Below are 18274 nucleotides of genomic sequence, written 5' to 3' on the forward strand. Positions count from 1 at the left end.
GGTGCGGCGCCCGACGACGACGGCGTCCTGGCCGAGCGGGACGACCGCCGGACTCCCAGGACGACACGACGACCGAGCACGCAGCGCGGCGCGACCACCACGACCGGCCGCGCACCGGCCCGACTAGGGTGAGCGGCGTTCGTGAGGTGCCCCGCGAGCACGGTCCGGAGAGACAACCGGAGCGTGCGGGGAGAATCTGGGAAGCCGGTGAGAGTCCGGCACAGGGCCCGCTGCGGTGACCGTCGCCTGTTCGCGCAGGACGGCGGAAGTCCGAAGACCGGCCTCGCGACGCATCCATCCGATGGCAGAGCGAGCGGGAGCCCCACATGCCACAGCACTACCCCTTCACGGCCGTCGTCGGCTCCGACGACATGATCCTCGCGCTGCTGCTGACGACGGTCAGTCCTGAGATCGGCGGCGTCCTCGTCCGCGGCGAGAAGGGCACGGCCAAGTCCACCGCGGTGCGCGCGCTCGCCGCCGTCCTCCCCCCGATCGACGTGGTCGCCGGCGACCGGTTCTCCTCCGACCCGGCCGACCCGAGCCCCCTGTCGCCGGATGCCCCGTTCGCGGCCGACGCCGGCGTGGAGACCCGCCCGGTGCGGCTCGTCGAGCTGCCCGTCGGTGCCACCGAGGACCGCCTCCTCGGCTCCCTGCACCTGGAGAAGGCGCTGTCGGCGGGCGTGGCGGAGTACGAGCCCGGCCTCCTCGCCCGCGCCCACCGCGGCATCCTCTACGTCGACGAGGTCAACCTCCTCCACGACCACCTCGTCGACCTCCTGCTCGACGCCGCGGCGATGGGCCGCGCGACCGTCGAGCGCGACGGCGTCTCCGTCGTCCACGCCGCCCGCTTCGTGCTCGTCGGCACCATGAACCCCGAGGAGGGCGAGCTGCGCCCGCAGCTCCTCGACCGCTTCGGCCTGACCGTGGAGGTCGCGGCGCCGCGGGAGCCCGCGCTGCGCACGGAGGTCGTACGCCGCCGCCTCGCCTTCGACGCCGATCCCGCCGCCTTCGCGGAGCGGTACGACGCGAGCGAGACCAGCCTGCGCGAGCGCATCGCCGCCGCGCAGGTGCTGGTGACCGAGGTGGCGCTGGGCGACGGCGCCCTGGCGAAGATCGCCGAGGTGTGCGCGGCGTTCGACGTCGACGGCCTGCGCGCCGACATCGTCACGGCCCGCACGGCGATCGCCCATGCCGCCTGGCACGGTCGTCGCCACGTGCTCCGCGAGGACATCCGCGCGGCGGCCCTGCTGGCGCTCCCGCACCGTCGACGCCGCAACCCCTTCGACGCCCCGGGCATCGACGAGGAGCTGCTCGACCGGATCCTCGGGGACGACGAGCCCGACCCCGAGCCGCCCCGGCAGCCGGACCAGCCGGACCAGCCGGACCAGCCGGGACCCGAGGACCAGCCGGGACCCGAGGACCGACCGACCGAGGACAGCCCCGACTCCCCGGGCGACACGCCCCCGCCGAGCACCGACGGCCCGCCGAGCACCGACGGCCCGTCGAGCGAGACACCGCACGCCACCGACGCTGCTCCCGACGGCCCGGACAGCCGGGACGACGCCGAGGCCAGCGAGCCCACCACCCCCACCCCGGGCAGCGCCGAGGTCACGACGGTGGGCGCGGGCGCGCCGTACCGTCCCCGCCTGCTCCGCGTCGCCGGCACCGGCGAGGGCGAGGCGGGCCGCCGCTCCCGCGCGATCACGTCGAACGGTCGTCGCATCGGGAGCACCCCGGGCACCGGGGCGGGCGGCATCGACCTCCCCGGCACCGTCCGCGCCGCGGCGCCCCACCAGCACGGCCGCGGCCGGCGGAGCGGTGCCCTGGTGCTGCGGCCGAGCGACCTGCGCGGGGCGGTGCGGGAGGGGCGGGAGTCGAACCTCGTGCTGTTCTGCGTCGACGCGTCGGGCTCGATGGCCGCGCGCAAGCGCATGCAGCAGGTGAAGACGGCGATCCTGTCGCTGCTGATGGACGCCTACCAGCGCCGCGACAAGGTCGGGCTCGTGACGTTCCGCGGGCTCGACGCCGAGCTCGTCCTCCCGCCGACCGGCTCCGTGGAGGCGGCGGCCCGCCGGCTCGAGGACCTGCCCGCCGGCGGCCGCACCCCCCTCGCCGAGGGCCTCCTCGTCGCCGCGGACGTGCTCCGGCGGGAGCGCATCCGCGACCCGCGCCGCCGTCCGCTGCTCGTGCTCGTCACCGACGGCCGAGCGACCGCGGGCGCCGACCCCGTGGCGCGCTCCCGCCAGGTCGCCGCGTGGCTCGCCGACCAGGGCATCGAGACGGTGGTCGTCGACTGTGAGGCCGGACCGTTCCGGCTCGGGCTCGCCGCCCGCCTCGCGGTCGAGCTGCGCGCCACCCACCTGCCCGTCGACGAGGTGAGCGCCGAGGCCCTGGCCGGCGTCGCGCGCGCGGCGACCTCGCCCGGCAGCCGCGAGCGGGGGGTGGCCTGATGCCGAAGGGCGTCCCGATCACCGTCCCCGACGACGGCCTCACCACGGCGCAGCGCCGCAACCTGCCGCTGCTCATGGTCAACACCGGCGACGGCAAGGGGAAGTCGACGGCCGCGTTCGGGCTCGCGATGCGCGCCTGGAACCAGGGCTGGGACCTCGGGATCTTCCAGTTCGTGAAGTCCGCCAAGTGGCGCATCGGCGAGCAGACCGTGCTCGAGCGCCTCGGCCGGCTCCACGAGGAGACCGGCGAGGGCGGTCCCGTCGACTGGCAGAAGATGGGCTCCGGCTGGTCGTGGAGCCGCAAGGAGGGCTCGGCCGAGGACCACGCCCGCGACGCCGCCGAGGGGTGGGCCGAGATCAAGCGCCGCCTCGCCGAGGAGCGGCACGACCTCTACGTGCTCGACGAGTTCACCTACGTCATGGAGTGGGGCTGGGTCGACGTCGACGACGTCGTCGAGACGCTGGCGAACCGCCCCGGGCGGCAGTTCGTCGTCGTCACCGGGCGCCGCGCGCACCCGCGCCTCGTCGAGATCGCCGACACCGTGACCGACATGGGCAAGGTCAAGCACCAGATGGACCGCGGCCAGAAGGGCCAGCGAGGGATCGAGTGGTGAGCACCGTGAGCTCCCGGAGCACCGCGCTCCCCCGCCTGGTCGTCGCCGCGCCCGCGTCGGGCCACGGCAAGACGACCGTGACCGCCGGCCTCATGGCGGCCCTGTCCCGCCGCGGGCTCGAGGTCTCGGGCCACAAGGTGGGTCCTGACTACATCGACCCCGGCTACCACGCCCTCGCCACCGGCCGCGTCGGTCGCAACCTCGACCCCCACCTCGTCGGCGAGCACCGCATCGTCCCGCTGCTGCTCCACGGCGCGCGCACGCCGCGGCCCGCCGACGTCGCCGTCGTCGAGGGCGTCATGGGCCTCTTCGACGGTCAGATCGGCGGTGACGGCTTCTCCTCGACCGCCCACGTCGCGGGGCTCATCCAGGCGCCCGTCGTGCTGGTCACCGACATCTCGTCCGCCTCGCGGACCGTGGGGGCGGTGCTGGCGGGACTCGCGTCGTACGACCCCGGCGTCCGCGTCGCGGGCGTCGTGCTCAACAAGGCGGGCTCGCCGCGGCACGCCGAGGAGGTACGCCGGGCGGTCGCCGGCGTCGGCATCCCGGTGCTCGGCGTGCTGGGCCGCGACGACGCCATCGTCGCGCCGAGCCGCCACCTGGGCCTCGTGCCCGCCGCCGAGCGGGGGGACGCGGCCACGGCCCTCGACCGGCTCGCCGCGCAGGTGGCCGAGCGGATCGACCTCGACGCGGTGCTCGAGATCGCCCGCAGCGCCCCCGACCTCGACGCGGAGCCGTGGGACCCGCGGGCGGAGGTCACGGCCCCGAGCGCCACCCACACCACCGAGCGCCCCCGCATCGCCGTCGCCGGGGGCCGGGCGTTCACCTTCACCTACGCCGAGACGACCGAGCTGCTCGAGGCCGCCGGCTGCGAGGTCGTCGTCGTCGACCCGACGACCGACGCGGCGCTGCCCGAGGGCGTGCGGGGCATCTACCTGGGCGGCGGCTTCCCCGAGATGCACGCCGCGGCGATCAGCCGGAACGCGGCGCTGCGCGACGACCTGCGGTCCGCCGTCGCCGCCGGCGTGCCGACGGTGGCGGAGTGCGCGGGGCTGCTCTACCTCGCCGACCGCCTCGACCACGCCCCCATGGTCGGCGCGCTGCCCGCGACGGCGGCGATGACGGGCCGGCTGTCGCTGGCCTACCGCAGCGCGACCTCTGCCACGCCGACGCTGCTCGGCCGCCCCGGCGAGACCGTCACGGGCCACGAGTTCCACCGCACGCGCGTCGAGCCGCCGGCCGGCACGGGCGGCGAGCACGACCCGGCCTGGACCCTCGAGCCCACCGCGGCCCACCCCCGCACGGACGACGGCTTCGCGAGCGCGACGCTGCACGCGTCGTACCTGCACGTCCACTGGGCCGGCCACCCCCACCTGGCGCAGCGGTTCGTCGACGCGGTGCGGGCCGCGGAGCCCCACCGGGGCGGCCGCGCGACCGCTCCCCGCGGGCCGGAGCCCGTCGTCGCGGCGCCGTCCGAGGCGCCCCACGACCCCCTGCGGCACCACGGCGACGTCGAGACCGCGGCCCCGGACGGGACGCCGCTCGTCGACTTCGCGGTCAACACCTACGACGCTCCCCCGCCGCCCTGGCTGCTCGACGCGCTGCGGGCGTCGCTGGAGGACGTGGGCGCCTACCCCGACGTACGCCGCGTGCGGGCCGTCGAGGCCGCGATCGCCCGGCGGCACGGCCGCGACCCCGCCGAGGTGCTGGCCGTCGCCGGCGTCGCCGAGGCGTTCACGCTCGTGGCGCGCGCCCGCGCCTGGCAGCACCCGCTCGTCGTGCACCCGCAGTTCACGGAGCCCGACGTCGCGCTGGCCGCGGCCGGCACGCCGGCGCGCCACCTCGTGACGCGGGCCGAGGACGGGTTCGCGCTCGACCCGAGCCAGGTGCCGGAGGCGGCCGACCTCGTCGTCGTCGGCAACCCGACCAACCCCACGGGTCGTCTGCACCCCGCGGCGGCGCTGCGCTCGCTCACGCGCCCGCAGCGCCTGGTCGTCGTCGACGAGGCGTTCATGGACGCCGTACCGGACCAGCGGCACGCCCTCGCCGACGCCCCCGTGCCCGGGCTGCTCGTGCTCCGCAGCCTCACGAAGCTGTGGGGCATCCCCGGGGTGCGGGCGGGCTACGTGCTCGGCGAGCCGGCCGTGCTCGACGCCCTGCGGGCCGTGCAGACCCCCTGGTCGGTCTCGTCGGCCGCGCTGGCCGTGCTGCGCGCCACCACGGAGCCGGAGGCGCTGGCGGAGGCGGCGGCCCGGGTACGCCGCCTGGTCACCTGGCGCGGCGTCCTCACCTCCGGCCTCGACGACCTCGACATCCCGCACCTGCCGGGATCGGCCCCGTTCGTGCTCGCCCGACCGGGCGCCGGGGTGCGCGAGGCGCTCCGCGTCGACGGGTTCGCGCTGCGCCGCGCCGACACGTTCCCGGGGCTCGACGCGAGCTGGGTGCGGATCGCCGTGCGGCCGCCCGAGCGCACCCGGCCGATGCTCACTGCGCTGGGAGCGCTGACGAGCGGCGTCCCGATGCTCTAGGGTGCCCCTGCGGGCTCGATGAAGCCGGTGTGATTCCGGCGCAGTCGCGCTACTGTGACGCCCCTCCTCGCTGCACCAGGTCGATCCCTGGCGGCGGAGGTGGGACGGAGCCAGACCTGACGGTCCGCTTTCATCCCCACGACCAGGGACGCTTGCATCCCTGAGGAGGAACGACCATGTCGATCTCTGCCCCCATCTCCGCCTCCGCCGACCTCGAGGCGCCGTCGATCCCGCTCCGCGCGCTCGCGCCCTGGGCCCTGTTCTTCGGCCTGCTGGCGCTGCTGGCCCTCTTCTTCGTCTCCGCCGACCAGGGCGCCGTGTCGATCCCGGCCGGCACGGCGATCCACGAGTGGGTCCACGACGGCCGGCACCTGCTCGGCTTCCCCTGCCACTGAGCGCGGGTCCGACCATGACGACGATCCAGGGGACCCGTGCGCCCGCGGGCGGACGCACCCTGCTGACGCCGCGCGCCCTGCTGGTGCGCGGACTGCTCGCCGGGCTCGTGGCGGGCCTGCTCGCCTTCGCGGTGGGCTTCGCCGTCGGCGAGCCGCCCATCGACGACGCGATCGCACTGGAGGAGTCGGCCTCCGCCAGCGCCCCGGCCGACGAGCCCGCCGCGGACCACGACCACGCGGAGGGCACGGCGGCGCACGCGCACTCCGACTCCGACGAGGCCGCGGACGAGGGCCACTCCCACGGTGAGTCCGGCCCGAGCCGCACCACGCAGAAGACGGTGGGGCTGCTGACCGCCACCGTCGTCGTCGGCACCGCGCTCGGCGGCCTCGTCGCCCTGGTGGCGGCGGCCGTCATGGGCCGGCTCGGGCGGCCCGGGCGCCGCATCCGTCCCACGGAGGCCGTCGCGCTCGCCAGCGTCCTCGGCTTCGTGGCGGTGGCGCTCGTGCCGTGGATGAAGTACCCGGCGGCCCCGCCCGCGGTGGGCTCCGGCGACACGATCGGCGAGCGCACCGGGCTCTACTTCGCGTTCCTGCTGGTGTCGGTGCTCGCGGCGATCGGCGCGACGTACCTCGGCCAGCGGCTGTGGAGCGCCGTCTCCCCGTTCGCGGGGGTGGTCGGCGGTGGGTTGGCGTACGTCGCCGTGGTCGGCGTGGCCGCCGCGGTCATGACGCCGGTGAACGAGCTCGGCGACTTCCCGGCCGACGTGCTGTGGGAGTTCCGGCTGTCGTCGCTGCTCACGCTGGCCGCGATGTGGGCCGGCATCGCCGTGGTGCTCGGCGCGCTCGTGGGTCGCCTCGCGGCGGCCGACGACGCCGACCGGGCCCGACGGGACCTCGCGGCCTCGCTCTGATGGTCCGACCGTCCCGCGGTGCGGCACGGGCCGCGGGGCTCGCGCTGGGGGTCGCCCTCGACCAGCTGGTCGGCGACCCCCGGCGCGGTCACCCCGTCGCCGGCTTCGGCCGGGTGGCGGGGGCCCTCGAGCAGCGGATGCACGCCGACTCCCGGGCGCGGGGCGCGGCGTACTCCCTGCTCCTCGTCGGCTCGACGACCGTGCTCGGGGCGGCCGTCGAGCGGCGGGTACGCCGCGGCGCACCCGCGCTCGAGACCGTCACCGTCGCGGCGGCGACCTGGGCCGTGCTCGGGGCGCGCTCGCTCGACCGCGAGGCGGCGGCGGTCCAGGCGCTGCTGGACGCCGGCGACCTGCCGGGGGCGCGGCAGCGACTGACGCACCTCGTGGGGCGGCGGACCGCCGAGCTGTCGCCCGAGGAGGTCGCCCGTGCCGTCGCGGAGTCGGTCGCGGAGAACACGTCCGACGCCGTCGTCGCGCCGCTCGTGTGGGGTGCCGTCGCCGGGGTGCCGGGACTCGTCGGCTACCGCGCCGCGAACACGCTCGACGCGATGGTCGGGCACCGCAACGCTCGGTTCGAGCGCTTCGGCTGGGCCTCCGCGCGGCTCGACGACGTGCTCAATGTGCCGGGCGCCCGGTTGTCCGCGCTGCTGGCCGCGGCCGCCGCGCCGCTGGTCGGCGGGCGACCCCGGGACGCGTTCCGGGCCTGGCGGCGCGACGCCGGCGCGCACCCCTCCCCCAACGCCGGCCCGGTCGAGGCGTCGTTCGCCGGAGCGCTGGGGGTCAGGCTGGGTGGCCGGACGGTGTACGGCGCTCCTGGTGCTCCCGCGCGCGTCGAGGACCGTCCGGTGCTCGGCGACGGCCGCGCGGTCGAGGTCCGCGACATCGCCCGCGCCCGTCACCTCGCCCGCCTCGTCGACCTCGGCGCGGCGGTGGTGGCGGTGGCTGTTGCGTCGAGTTGGGTCGGACGGCGCGGCAAATTCGTCGAGGTGGGTCGAACGGCGCACTGACCGCGACCGTTCGACCCAACTCGATGCGCACGCCGCGACCGTTCGACCCAACTCGATGCGCACGCCGCGCCCGTCCGACCCAACTCGACGCGGCCGAACCTGCGCGCCTCAGCCGACGCGGCGCGCGACCCAGGCGAGGGCGGTGGGGACGTCGGGGGCGAGGTCGCCGGGGTGGTGGGCGCTGGGGCGGCGCACCACCACGACGGGCAGGCCCAGCTCGCGGGCCGCGTCCAGCTTCGCCTGCGTCAGCGGGCCGCCGGAGTCCTTCGTCACCAGCACGTCCGCCGCGTGCTCCGTCAGCAGCGCCCGCTCCCCCTCCAGCGTGTAGGGGCCCCGGTCGAGCAGCACGCGCCAGGCCGCCGGCACCTCGATCTCCGGCGGGTCCACCACCCGCGCCAGCACCGCCGCCGCGCGCAGCGGCTCCACGCACTCGTCCAGCCCCTGCCGGCCGATCGTCAGGAACGGCCGCGCGCCGATCCCCGCCGCCGCCCGCGCGGCACCGGCCACGTCGTCCACCCACGTCCACGCGTCCGCCCCGGGCAGCGCCGCCCACCCGGGACGCTCGAGCCGCAGCAGCGGTACGCCGCGGGCGGCGCACGCCGCGACCGCGTTCGCCGAGATGACCCGGGCGAAGGGGTGCGTCGCGTCGACGACGGCCGCGACCTCGTGCTCCACGAGCCAGCGGCCGAGCCCCTCGACGCCACCGAAGCCACCGACCCGGACCTCGCCCACGGGGAGACGCGGACGGGCGACCCGTCCGGCCAGGGACGACACGACGGACCGGCCCTCGGCGACGAGCCGGGCCGCCAGGTCACGGGCCTCGGCCGTGCCGCCGAGCACGAGGATCACCGCGCGCTCCCCGGGGGCAGCAGGCGCAGGTCGGCGGGTGCCCCGGAGGCCACGAGGTCCAGCAGGGCATCGACGTCGAGGTGCTCCTCCACGAGGTCGCCGAGGAGGTCGAACCGGCGCTCCCGCGCGGCCGCGAACGAGACGTCCGACGGCGTCCAGGCCACGCCGACCGCCGCGGCCACCTCCCGCAGCAGTGCCCGCCGCAGGCCGTCGGACTCCAGGGACCCGTGCCACATCGTGCCGAGCACCGCCCCGGACCGCGCGCCGCCGAGGAACTCCTCGTCCGCACCGCGGGAGATCCGCCCGTGGTGGATCTCGTAGCCCGCCGCGGGCTCCCCCAGCGCCGTACCCCGCGGCAGCCGCAGCGTCTTCTCCGCGTGGAAGGTGGTCGTGACGTCCAGCAGCCCCAGCCCGGCGACGTCCTCCCCGGGCGCGCCCTCGACCCCCTCGGGGTCGCGCACCCGCGTGCCGAGCATCTGGAAGCCGCCGCAGATGCCGAGCACCGGCCGGCCCTCCGCCGCGTGCGCGGCGATCGCCCGGTCGAGCCCGCGCTCGCGGAGCCACGCGAGGTCCTCGATCGTCGCGCGGGTGCCGGGCAGCACCACCAGGTCGGCGTCGGCCAGCGCTGCGGACGACGAGGCGAAGACGACGTCCACGCCCGGCTCCAGCCCGAGCGCGTCGACGTCGGTGAAGTTGCTGATCCGCGGGAGGCGCACCACGGCGACGCGCAGTGCGGCACGCCCGTCGCCCGCCCGGCGGCCGGCGAGGTCGAGCGCGTCCTCCGAGTCGAGCCAGACGTCGGGCCGCCAGGGCAGCACGCCGTACGTCGGCCGCCCGCTCAGCCGCTCCAGCTCCGTCAGCCCCGGCGCGAGCAGGGCCGGGTCACCGCGGAACTTGTTGACGACGAAACCGGCCACGAGGGCCTGGTCGGCCGCCTCCAGCAGGGCGACCGTCCCGTGGAACGCGGCGAAGACCCCGCCGCGGTCGATGTCGCCGACCACGACCACGGGCATGCCCGCATGGCGCGCCAGGCCCATGTTGACGTAGTCGCCCGCCCGCAGGTTGATCTCGGCGGGACTGCCCGCCCCCTCCGCCACGACCACGTCGTAGCGGGAGGAGAGGTCGTCGTACGCCGCGTGCGCCGCCTCCGCCAGGTGCCGCCGGCCCGTCTCCCAGTCGGCCGAGGAGACCGTGCCGCCGGGACGACCCATGACGACCACGTGGCTGCGGCGCTCCCCGCCCGGCTTGAGGAGCACCGGGTTCATCGCCGCCTCGGGCTCGGCCCGCGCCGCGAGCGCCTGCGTCCACTGCGCGCGCCCGATCTCGGCGGTCTCGTCGCCGCCGGGCACCCGGGCGCACACCATCGAGTTGTTCGACATGTTCTGCGCCTTGAAGGGCGCGACCCGCAGGCCGCGGCGCGCGAACGCACGGCACAACCCCGTGGTGACGACCGACTTCCCGGCGTCCGACGTCGTCCCGGCGACCAGCAGCGACCCTCGCACCGGGCGAGGCTATCGGCCCCCGTCGGGGGTCAGCCCTCGCGGGTCACCCGCATCTCGCGATCACCGAACCGCACCACGTCGCCGTCGACCAGCGTCGCCGCCCGGCCGGCGGTCAGCTCCCGCGCGACACCACCGCGGTTGATGAACGACCCGTTCGTCGACCCGCGGTCCATGACGACGAGCGACCCCTCGGGCGACAGGTGGAACTGCGCGTGGGTCTTCGACAGCGACATGTCGGTGGACTGCAACGGCACCAGGTGCGCGACCTGCTCCCCCGGTCGCGCGTCCGGCTTGCGGCCGACGAGCCCGAGGCCTGCGACGACGAAGCTCTCGCCGCTGTCGAACGTCACCCGCCAGCGCGTCATCGCCTTCCCCGCCCGCGTGGAGTCGCGGTCGGCCGGCGGACCCTGCGGCGTCGGCGGTGCCTGCGGCGGGCGCGGGGGCGCGGTCTGCTCGGGTACGTCGCGGCGACGCCGCCCCGGCTGCGGAGGCCGCTGCGCGCCGGGCGCCCCGCCGGGGCCCGGCTGGCCCGGCTGGCCCGGCTGGCCCGGCTGGCCCGGCTGGCCCGGCTGCCCCGGCTGCGGCGGGGCCGGGGGGCGCTGCTGCGGCGGAGGCTGGACGGGCGGCTGGGCGGGACGCGCGGGCTGCTGCGCCACCGCAGGCTGCCGGGCCGGCGTCGGGGCCGACTCCGGGGCCGCGGGTCGCTGGCCCGACTGCCCCGACTGCCCCGACTGGCCCGCCGGTGCGGCGGGGCGGCTGGGCGGCGGCGTGACCGGGGCCGGGCGCAGGCGCATCGCGGTGAGGTTGACGACGTGGCGCGGCCCGTCGTCGGAGTCCGGCTCCTCCTCGATCGCACGCGGGCGCACGTCGAGCACGACCGAGCTGGCGATGACGTCGTGGAAGCCCCGGCGCTGGCGACCGGGGTCGGTCACGACGGTCCACGCCAGCGTGACGAGGCCGAAGCCGAGGGGCACGGTGCCGGCGGCGACAATGAGGGACCGCATGACGGCGGGGCCGATGCCGATCGGCGTACCGGTGCCGTGGTGGACCACCCGGAGCCCCAGCAGCGCCTTGCCGGGCGTGAGGCCCCGCAGGCCCGTGAGCACCGCGAAGAGCAGCCCCACGAGGAGCACGCCGAGCACGACGACGATCCAGCCGAGGACCGGCTGACCGGCGTCGATGAGGAGGAACCACGACGCCACGCCGATGCCGGCCATGAGACCCCAGCCGAGCAGGCGGTCGATGGCCAGAGCGAGGAACCGGCGGTCGATCTCGGCTGCGGGAGCCGAGGGGCCGTCGGAGGAGGCAGTCGTCATCAGGGATTGGCCACCTGGATCGTGAGTCCGTCACCGAGGTCGATGATCGCGCCGGGGATGAGCTGCACGGCGATGCCGGGCTGGAGGTCCTCCGGCGGGAGGCCGGGCTGCACCAGCACGGTCCCGTTGGTCGAGCCCATGTCGGTGACGATCGCGCTGCCGTGGTCGACCCCGGAGCCCGGGCGCACCTCGAGGTGGGTCGAGGAGATCTCCTGCTGCGGGCTCGGCACCGTCACCAGGCGCGGCTGCTCGGCGGAGGTGAAGCGCCGCGCCTCGGGGGCACGCCCGACGAGGATGGCCCGGTCGACGTCGACCGTCTCGCCGCTGGAGAACACCAGCCGTGCCACCGGACGCGCGGTCACGCTGGGCGCGGGCGGCTGGCCCGGGATGCCGCGCGGCGGCGCGAGCTGCCCGGGGTCGAAGCCCCCGCCACCACCCTGCGTCATGCCGTCGTGGGTCTGCGCGTCCTCGTCACGGTCGGGGGCGGGCGCGGGAGGCGCGGGCGCCCAGCTCGGCGGCGCGGGCGGCGGCGGGGACGCCGCGGCCCACGACGGCGGAGCGGGCAGGGCGCCGGTGTCGGAGTCGTCCGGCTCGGGCTGCGACGGGCCGACGCCCAACGGGTCGTCCCCGGAGTAGTCCGGCGCCGACGGCACCTCCTCCGCCTGCATGCCGGGGCGCGACGACAGGTGGAACCCGGCCATCGTGCGGTCGTCCTCGTCCGCGTCCGCGTCGGGCAGGCCGAACGGCGGGGCCGGCGGAGCGGTAGGAGCGGGCGGGGCCACCCGGGCGTCGGGCAGGACCGGCGAGAACGACGTCGCGCCGTCGTCCGGCTCCACGGGAGGCGCCTCTATCTGCGACTCGACCGGCGACGCGGACAGCACGGGCGAGAACGACGTCGTGCCGTCGTCCGGCTCGACCGGCGGGGCCTCGAGCTCGTCAGCGCTCTCGGCCGCCTCGCCGAAGGGGGCCGCCGGCGCCTGCGGCGCGAGGAGGGGCGGGGAGACGATCGTGGCGTCCTCGGCGGGAACGTCGACGAAAGGGTGCGCCGGGGGCTCCGGCGCCGGCTCCTCCTGCGGCTCCGCGACGAGCTCGACCGGCTCCGGCTCCGCCTCGACCTCCGGCTCCAGCTCGACCTCCGGCTCCGCCTCGACCAGCGCCGCCTCGTCGGTGGCGGCGCCCTCGTCGGGGGTGTCGCCGAGCGGCCCCACGGCGGCGGGCACGGCGGGGGCGGCGGCCAGGGAGGCGGCGGCCGCGCCGTACGCCCCGTCCTTCCGTGCCTCGTCGACCTCGTCGAGGGCGGCGTCGTCCACGGGGGCTGCGACGGGACCCGCGTCGGGAGCCCCGACCGGCGCGGCGGGTGCCGCGTCGTCGACGGCGGCGGGCGCGACGACGGCGGGGGCGTCGACCCGGGAGACACGCACGAGACCGGACCCGATGGGCAGGTCGGCAGCGCCGCCCTCGGCGCCCTCGGGCTGCTCGACGGTCACGGTGACGGCGGTGACGGAGGAGACGGTGCGCTCGACCCAGGTGCCGCCGGCCGTGCCGGACACCTCGGTCTCGTCGTCGTCCTGGCGCAGCAGCACGGTGGCGGCGCCGCGCACCACCACGCGCACCTCGCCGTCGTCGCCGTCGCTGAGCAGCACGAACGCCGGCAGGTCGCGCAGACCCGACGCGATGAGGGCGTCGAGCACCTCGTCGAACGCGGCGCCGTCGTCGACGAGCTCCCAGAGGGCGGCGACGCGGTGCTTGTGGGTGGGCGGGAGGAGGACGCTGGCGCCGGTCCCGAACACGGCGAACCAGGCGCCGGGACGGTAGGACCGTGCGGCGCCGGTGGTGACGTCGTCTGTCATGGAAGTGCTCCCAGCTTCTCCTCGAGACTCATCCGCTGCTGCTCAGAGTCGTAGACCTGCCCGGCCCTCGCCAATCCCACCACATCGACCACCACCGCAGTGGCGTTGTCCTCGCCACCCGCCTCCACCGCGGCCTGCACGACCCGCTCGGCCGCGTCGCGGGGGTCGGTGGCGTCGCGGAGGATCTGCTCGATCTCGGCGTCGTCGATCATCCCGTTCACCCCGTCGCTGCACAGCACGATCCGCTCGGCGGAGGTGAGCGGCAGGAGGAAGAAGTCGGGCTGCGCGAAGCTGGCGCCCCCGAGCGCCCGGGTGATGACGTTGCGTCGGGGGTGGGTGCGCATCTCGGCCGCGGAGATCTCCCCGGCGTCGTGGAGCTCCTGCACGAGGGAGTGGTCGGTGCTCACCTGGTCGAGCTCGCCGTCGCTCAGCTTGTAGATGCGGGAGTCGCCGAGGTTGGCGAGCAGCCACTTCGGCCCGCCCTCGTCCTCGACGACGAGCGCGACGACCGCGGTGGTGCCGGAGAACCAGTCGGTCTCCCCGGCGGCGTGCTTGGCCTCGGCCAGCTCGAGGAGGCGGTCGTGGCAGGCGCGGAGGGTCGTGATGACGAGGGCGGCCCCCTCCCGCGAGCTGCAGCTCGGGCTGCCGAGCCGCGTGAACTCGTCGATGACGAGGCGGCTGGCGACGTCGCCGTCCGCGTGGCCGCCCATCCCGTCGGCGACGACGAAGACGGGGGGCTGGGCCAGGAAGGCGTCCTGGTTCTGCGACCGGACCCGTCCCACGTCGGAGGCGGACCCGTGGTGGAGCTCGACTTCGTTCACGCCTCGGATCCGTCCTTCCACCGTGGTGCGCGGGGGCGGAGCAGTAGCGTGGAGGGGATGTCCTCGCAGACCGCACCCCCGGCGTACCGCAGCCTCGCCGACCAGCTCCGCGCCTGGTCGGACGACCGGCTGGGTCGGCTGCTGGGTGAGCGCCCTGACCTCGCCACTCCTGCTCCCCACGACTCCCGGCAGCTCGCCTCCCGAGCCGCTACCCGTGCCTCCGTGCTGCGTGCGCTCGACCGGCTGGACGCGGCCGAGCTGCGGGTGCTGCATTCCCAGGCGCTCGTGACACAAACCCCGCACTGGACGGCGGCCGACGTCCTCGGGGTCGACCCGGCCGACGTGGCCCCGGTGCTGGACCGCCTGGTCGACCTCGCCCTGGTCTGGCAGGCGCCCGACGGGCTGCGTCCGGTGACCACCGTCCCCGACGCGTTGTCCGTCGGTCCGCCGGAGACCCGGGTGCCGATCGAGCCGTTGACCGCCGAGGCGTGGGACCGCGCCAAGGTCGAGGACCGGCTCGCCGGGCTGTCCGACCCCGCCCGCGCCCTGCTCGACCACGTGCACGCCCACGGCGGGCGCGGCACCACCAAGGAGGACCCCACCACGGCGTCCCGCTCCGACAGCCCGATCGGGGAGCTCGTCACCGCCGGGCTGCTCGTGCCGAAGGGACGGGGCGAGGTGCGGGTGCCGGGCGAGGTCGGGATCGTGCTGGGGGTCGACGCCGGCCCGGCGACGGCGCCGGAGCTCCTCACCTCCGAGCGCGCGGCGGCGGTGGTCGACCGTGCGGGCGCGGGCGCGGCCTTCGAGCTGGTACGGCGCGCGGAGCTGCTCCTCGACACCTGGGGCACCCGCCCGCCCGGTCTCCTGCGGGGCGGCGGGCTCGGCGTGCGCGACCTGCGCAACGTGGCCGGTCTCCTCGGCGTCGCCGAGGGCGAGGCCGCGCTCCTCGTCGAGACCGTCCACGCCGCCGGCCTGCTCGCGGAGGGGGCCGACGGCGACGGCGACCCCGTGTGGGTCCCGACGGACGCGTACGACGCGTGGTCGACGCGCTCCGTCGCGGAGCGCTGGCGCGTGCTGGTCGAGGCGTGGCTCGGTTCGCCCCGGCTCGTCGGTCTCGTCGGCCGCCGCGACGAGCGCTCGAAGAAGGCGCCCAACGCGCTGGAGCCCGACCTCACGCACCCGGTGGCGGTGGAGACGCGCCGCACGACGCTGGAGGTGCTCGGCTCGCTGCCCGCGGGCCGCGTGCTCGCGACGGGCACCGGTGTGCCGTCGCTGGTCGCCCACGTCGCGTGGCTGCGGCCGCGTCGCCCCTCCCTGCGGGACGACGTCGTCGCCTGGACCCTGGACGAGGCCGCCGTGCTCGGCCTCGTCGCGCTCGGCGGCCTGACTCGGGCCGGCCGCACGCTGCTGGACGGCGATCCCGCGGGCGCCGTGGCCGCGCTCGACGCGCTGCTCCCCGACCCGGTCGACAAGGTGCTGCTCCAGGCGGACCTCACGGCGGTGGCACCGGGGCCGCTCGAGGCGGAGGTCGCGCGACGGCTGCAGCTCGTCGCCGACCTGGAGTCGGCGGGCGGCGCGGGGGTCTACCGGTTCACCAAGGGCTCGGTCCGGCGCGCCTTCGACGTGGGCTGGTCGGCCGCCGAGGTGCACGCGTTCGTCGCGGAGGTCTCGGCGACCCCGGTGCCGCAGCCGCTCAGCTACCTGGTCGACGACGTGGCCCGCACCTTCGGCACGCTGCGGGTCGGCCACGCCGAGGCGTTCATCCGCACCGACGACGAGGCCGCCCTCACCGTGCTGGAGCGCGACCCGCGCGCCGCGTCCCTGGGCCTGCGCCGCATCGCGCCGACGGTGCTCATCAGCACGACACCGCTCGACGTGCTGCTCCCCCGCCTCCGCGACCTCGGCACCGCACCCGTCGTCGAGGCACCCGACGGGACCGTGCGCGTCGCCCGGCCCGACGTCCTGCGCGCGCGGACGGCTCGGGCGCGCCGTACCGCCGCCGGGGCGACCGCCGCCCGCGAGGCCGCGCAGGTCAGCGCCGTCGTCACCGCGGTGCGGGCGGGCGACCGGGCCGCGGACTCGCGTCCCGCGCCCGCCCCCGGCGAGCGGGCCGGGGCAGCTGCCGGTCCGACGAACCCCGCCGCCGCGCTGACCACGCTGCGGGAGGCGGTGGAGGCACGGGCGACGGTGCGGATCGCCTACGTCGACAACCACGGCAGCTACCTCGAGCGCGTCGTCGACCCCGTGCGGGTCGAGGGCGGGCAGCTCACCGCGTGGGACCACCGCAGCGAGGAACAGCGGCTCTTCGCGGTGCACCGCATCACCGCGGTGGACGCGGTCTGAGGAGGGCATCCGTACCCTTGTCGGGTGAACGGCCCCCTGATCGTCCAGTCCGACAAGACGCTGCTCCTCGAGGTCGACCACGAGCAGGCGGCCGAGTGCCGCAAGGCGATCGCCCCCTTCGCCGAGCTCGAGCGCAGCCCGGAGCACATCCACACCTACCGGCTCACCCCGCTGGGCCTGTGGAACGCGCGCGCCGCCGGCCACGACGCGGAGCAGGTCGTGGACACGCTGCTCACCTACAGCCGCTACCCCGTGCCGCACGCCCTGCTCGTCGACGTCGCCGAGACGATGGCGCGCTACGGCCGCCTGCGCCTCGACAAGCACCCCGTGCACGGCCTCGTGCTGGCGACCACCGACCGTCCGGTGCTCGAGGAGGTGCTGCGCGCGAAGCGGGTGCAGGGCATGCTCGGCGAGCGCGTCGACCCCGACACCGTCGCCGTGCACCCCTCCGAGCGCGGCAACCTCAAGCAGGCGCTGCTGAAGATCGGGTGGCCCGCGGAGGACTACGCGGGGTACGTCGACGGCGAGGCCCACCCCATCAGCCTCGTGACCGACGGGTGGGAGCTGCGGCCCTACCAGCAGGAGGCGGCCGAGTCGTTCTGGCACGGCGGCTCCGGGGTGGTCGTGCTGCCGTGCGGCGCCGGCAAGACGCTCGTGGGCGCCGCCTCGATGGCGCAGGCGCAGGCCACGACGCTCATCCTCGTCACCAACACCGTCAGCGCCCGGCAGTGGAAGGACGAGCTCGTCAAGCGGACGTCGCTGACCGAGGACGAGATCGGTGAGTACTCCGGCTCCACCAAGGAGGTCCGGCCCGTCACGATCGCGACCTACCAGGTGCTGACGACTAAGCGGAAGGGCGTCTACCCGCACCTCGAGCTGCTCGACGCCCGCGACTGGGGCCTCATCGTCTACGACGAGGTGCACCTGCTGCCCGCCCCGATCTTCCGCATGACGGCGAACCTGCAGGCACGGCGCCGCATCGGGCTGACCGCCACCCTCGTGCGCGAGGACGGGCGCGAGGGCGACGTCTTCTCGCTCATCGGGCCCAAGCGGTACGACGCGCCGTGGAAGGACATCGAGTCGCAGGGCTGGATCGCGCCCGCCGACTGCGTCGAGGTGCGGGTGACCCTGCCCGAGGACGAGCGGCTGGTCTACGCGACGGCCGAGCCGGAGGAGCGCTACCGCCTCGCGGCCTGCACCTCCCGGAAGACCGCCGTCGTCCGGGACCTCGTCGCGCAGCACGAGGGCCAGCCGCTGCTCGTCATCGGGCAGTACATCGACCAGCTCGACGAGCTCGCCGCCGCCCTCGACGCCCCCGTCATCAAGGGCGAGACGTCGGTGAAGGAGCGTCAGCGGCTGTTCGAGGCGTTCCGCAGCGGCGAGATCAGCCGGCTCGTGGTCTCCAAGGTCGCCAACTTCTCCATCGACCTGCCGTCCGCGGAGGTCGCGATCCAGGTGTCGGGGTCGTTCGGCTCGCGCCAGGAGGAGGCCCAGCGCCTCGGCCGCCTGCTCCGCCCCGGTACGCCACGGCCCGGCGAGGACCGCAAGGTGGCGCGCTTCTACACGGTCGTCTCGCGCGACACGGTCGACGCCGACTTCGCCGCGAACCGCCAGCGGTTCCTGGCGGAGCAGGGGTACGCGTACCGGATCGTCGACGCGGACGAGCTGGGGGTCTGAGAAAACTCGGA

Annotated in this window: 13 protein-coding genes and 1 riboswitch; of the genes, 8 read left to right on the forward strand and 5 right to left on the reverse strand. The window is 76.2% G+C overall.

Annotated features, from left to right (window positions below):
* The first annotated feature begins 127 nt into the window (after nucleotides 1–127).
* Nucleotides 128–299, forward strand: a riboswitch (cobalamin riboswitch).
* A 27-nt stretch (nucleotides 300–326) separates the two neighbouring features.
* The 6 genes from QE405_RS10185 to QE405_RS10210 all read left to right on the forward strand — a co-directional run bounded on the left by QE405_RS10185 (nucleotide 327) and on the right by QE405_RS10210 (nucleotide 7905).
* Nucleotides 327–2450 (forward strand): magnesium chelatase subunit D family protein, encoded by a 2124-nt coding sequence (locus tag QE405_RS10185; protein WP_307200324.1) that lies wholly within the window; start codon nucleotides 327–329, stop codon nucleotides 2448–2450.
* Nucleotides 2450–3064 (forward strand): cob(I)yrinic acid a,c-diamide adenosyltransferase, encoded by a 615-nt coding sequence (cobO, locus tag QE405_RS10190; RefSeq protein ID WP_307200326.1) that lies wholly within the window; start codon nucleotides 2450–2452, stop codon nucleotides 3062–3064. Before QE405_RS10185 ends, cobO begins: the two co-directional genes overlap by 1 nt.
* Nucleotides 3061–5592 (forward strand): cobyrinate a,c-diamide synthase, encoded by a 2532-nt coding sequence (locus QE405_RS10195; protein WP_307200327.1) that lies wholly within the window; start codon nucleotides 3061–3063, stop codon nucleotides 5590–5592. Before cobO ends, QE405_RS10195 begins: the two co-directional genes overlap by 4 nt.
* 176 nt (nucleotides 5593–5768) lie before the next feature.
* Nucleotides 5769–5987, forward strand: coding sequence for a CbtB domain-containing protein (locus QE405_RS10200; RefSeq protein ID WP_307200329.1), 219 nt, complete (start codon nucleotides 5769–5771; stop codon nucleotides 5985–5987).
* Nucleotides 5988–6001: 14 nt separating this feature from the next.
* Entirely contained in the window at nucleotides 6002–6898 is an 897-nt protein-coding gene (locus tag QE405_RS10205; protein ID WP_307200331.1) for a CbtA family protein, read from the forward strand.
* Nucleotides 6898–7905, forward strand: coding sequence for a cobalamin biosynthesis protein (locus QE405_RS10210; RefSeq protein ID WP_307200333.1), 1008 nt, complete (start codon nucleotides 6898–6900; stop codon nucleotides 7903–7905). The genes QE405_RS10205 and QE405_RS10210 overlap by 1 nt, the downstream gene beginning before the upstream one ends.
* A gap of 108 nt (nucleotides 7906–8013) precedes the next feature.
* Here QE405_RS10210 and QE405_RS10215 read toward each other — a convergent pair whose 3' ends face one another.
* The 5 genes from QE405_RS10215 to QE405_RS10235 are packed head-to-tail and all read right to left on the reverse strand — an operon-like array spanning nucleotide 8014 to nucleotide 14243.
* Nucleotides 8014–8754 carry a cobalt-precorrin-6A reductase gene (locus QE405_RS10215; protein WP_307200335.1) on the reverse strand — a complete coding sequence of 247 codons (741 nt, stop codon included), beginning with the start codon at nucleotides 8752–8754 and terminating at the stop codon, nucleotides 8014–8016.
* Complete coding sequence (locus tag QE405_RS10220; RefSeq protein WP_307200337.1) at nucleotides 8751–10256, reverse strand: cobyric acid synthase; 1506 nt, start codon at nucleotides 10254–10256, stop codon at nucleotides 8751–8753. Before QE405_RS10220 ends, QE405_RS10215 begins: the two co-directional genes overlap by 4 nt.
* A gap of 29 nt (nucleotides 10257–10285) precedes the next feature.
* Entirely contained in the window at nucleotides 10286–11572 is a 1287-nt protein-coding gene (locus tag QE405_RS10225) for an RDD family protein (RefSeq protein WP_307200339.1), read from the reverse strand.
* Nucleotides 11572–13422: an FHA domain-containing protein gene (locus QE405_RS10230; RefSeq protein WP_307200341.1), complete on the reverse strand. Its 1851-nt coding sequence runs from the start codon at nucleotides 13420–13422 to the stop codon at nucleotides 11572–11574. The genes QE405_RS10225 and QE405_RS10230 overlap by 1 nt, the downstream gene beginning before the upstream one ends.
* Nucleotides 13419–14243 carry a PP2C family protein-serine/threonine phosphatase gene (locus tag QE405_RS10235; protein WP_307200343.1) on the reverse strand — a complete coding sequence of 275 codons (825 nt, stop codon included), beginning with the start codon at nucleotides 14241–14243 and terminating at the stop codon, nucleotides 13419–13421. The genes QE405_RS10230 and QE405_RS10235 overlap by 4 nt, the downstream gene beginning before the upstream one ends.
* Before the next feature lie 57 nt (nucleotides 14244–14300).
* On the opposite strand from QE405_RS10235, the gene QE405_RS10240 reads away from it, so the two are divergent.
* Nucleotides 14301–16586 (forward strand): helicase C-terminal domain-containing protein, encoded by a 2286-nt coding sequence (locus tag QE405_RS10240; RefSeq protein WP_307200345.1) that lies wholly within the window; start codon nucleotides 14301–14303, stop codon nucleotides 16584–16586.
* A gap of 24 nt (nucleotides 16587–16610) precedes the next feature.
* Nucleotides 16611–18263, forward strand: coding sequence for a DNA repair helicase XPB (locus tag QE405_RS10245; RefSeq protein WP_307200346.1), 1653 nt, complete (start codon nucleotides 16611–16613; stop codon nucleotides 18261–18263).
* Nucleotides 18264–18274: the final 11 nt, after the last annotated feature.

The sequence above is a fragment of the Nocardioides zeae genome (genome assembly GCF_030818655.1).
GTDB classification, from domain to species: Bacteria; Actinomycetota; Actinomycetes; order Propionibacteriales; family Nocardioidaceae; genus Nocardioides; species Nocardioides zeae_A.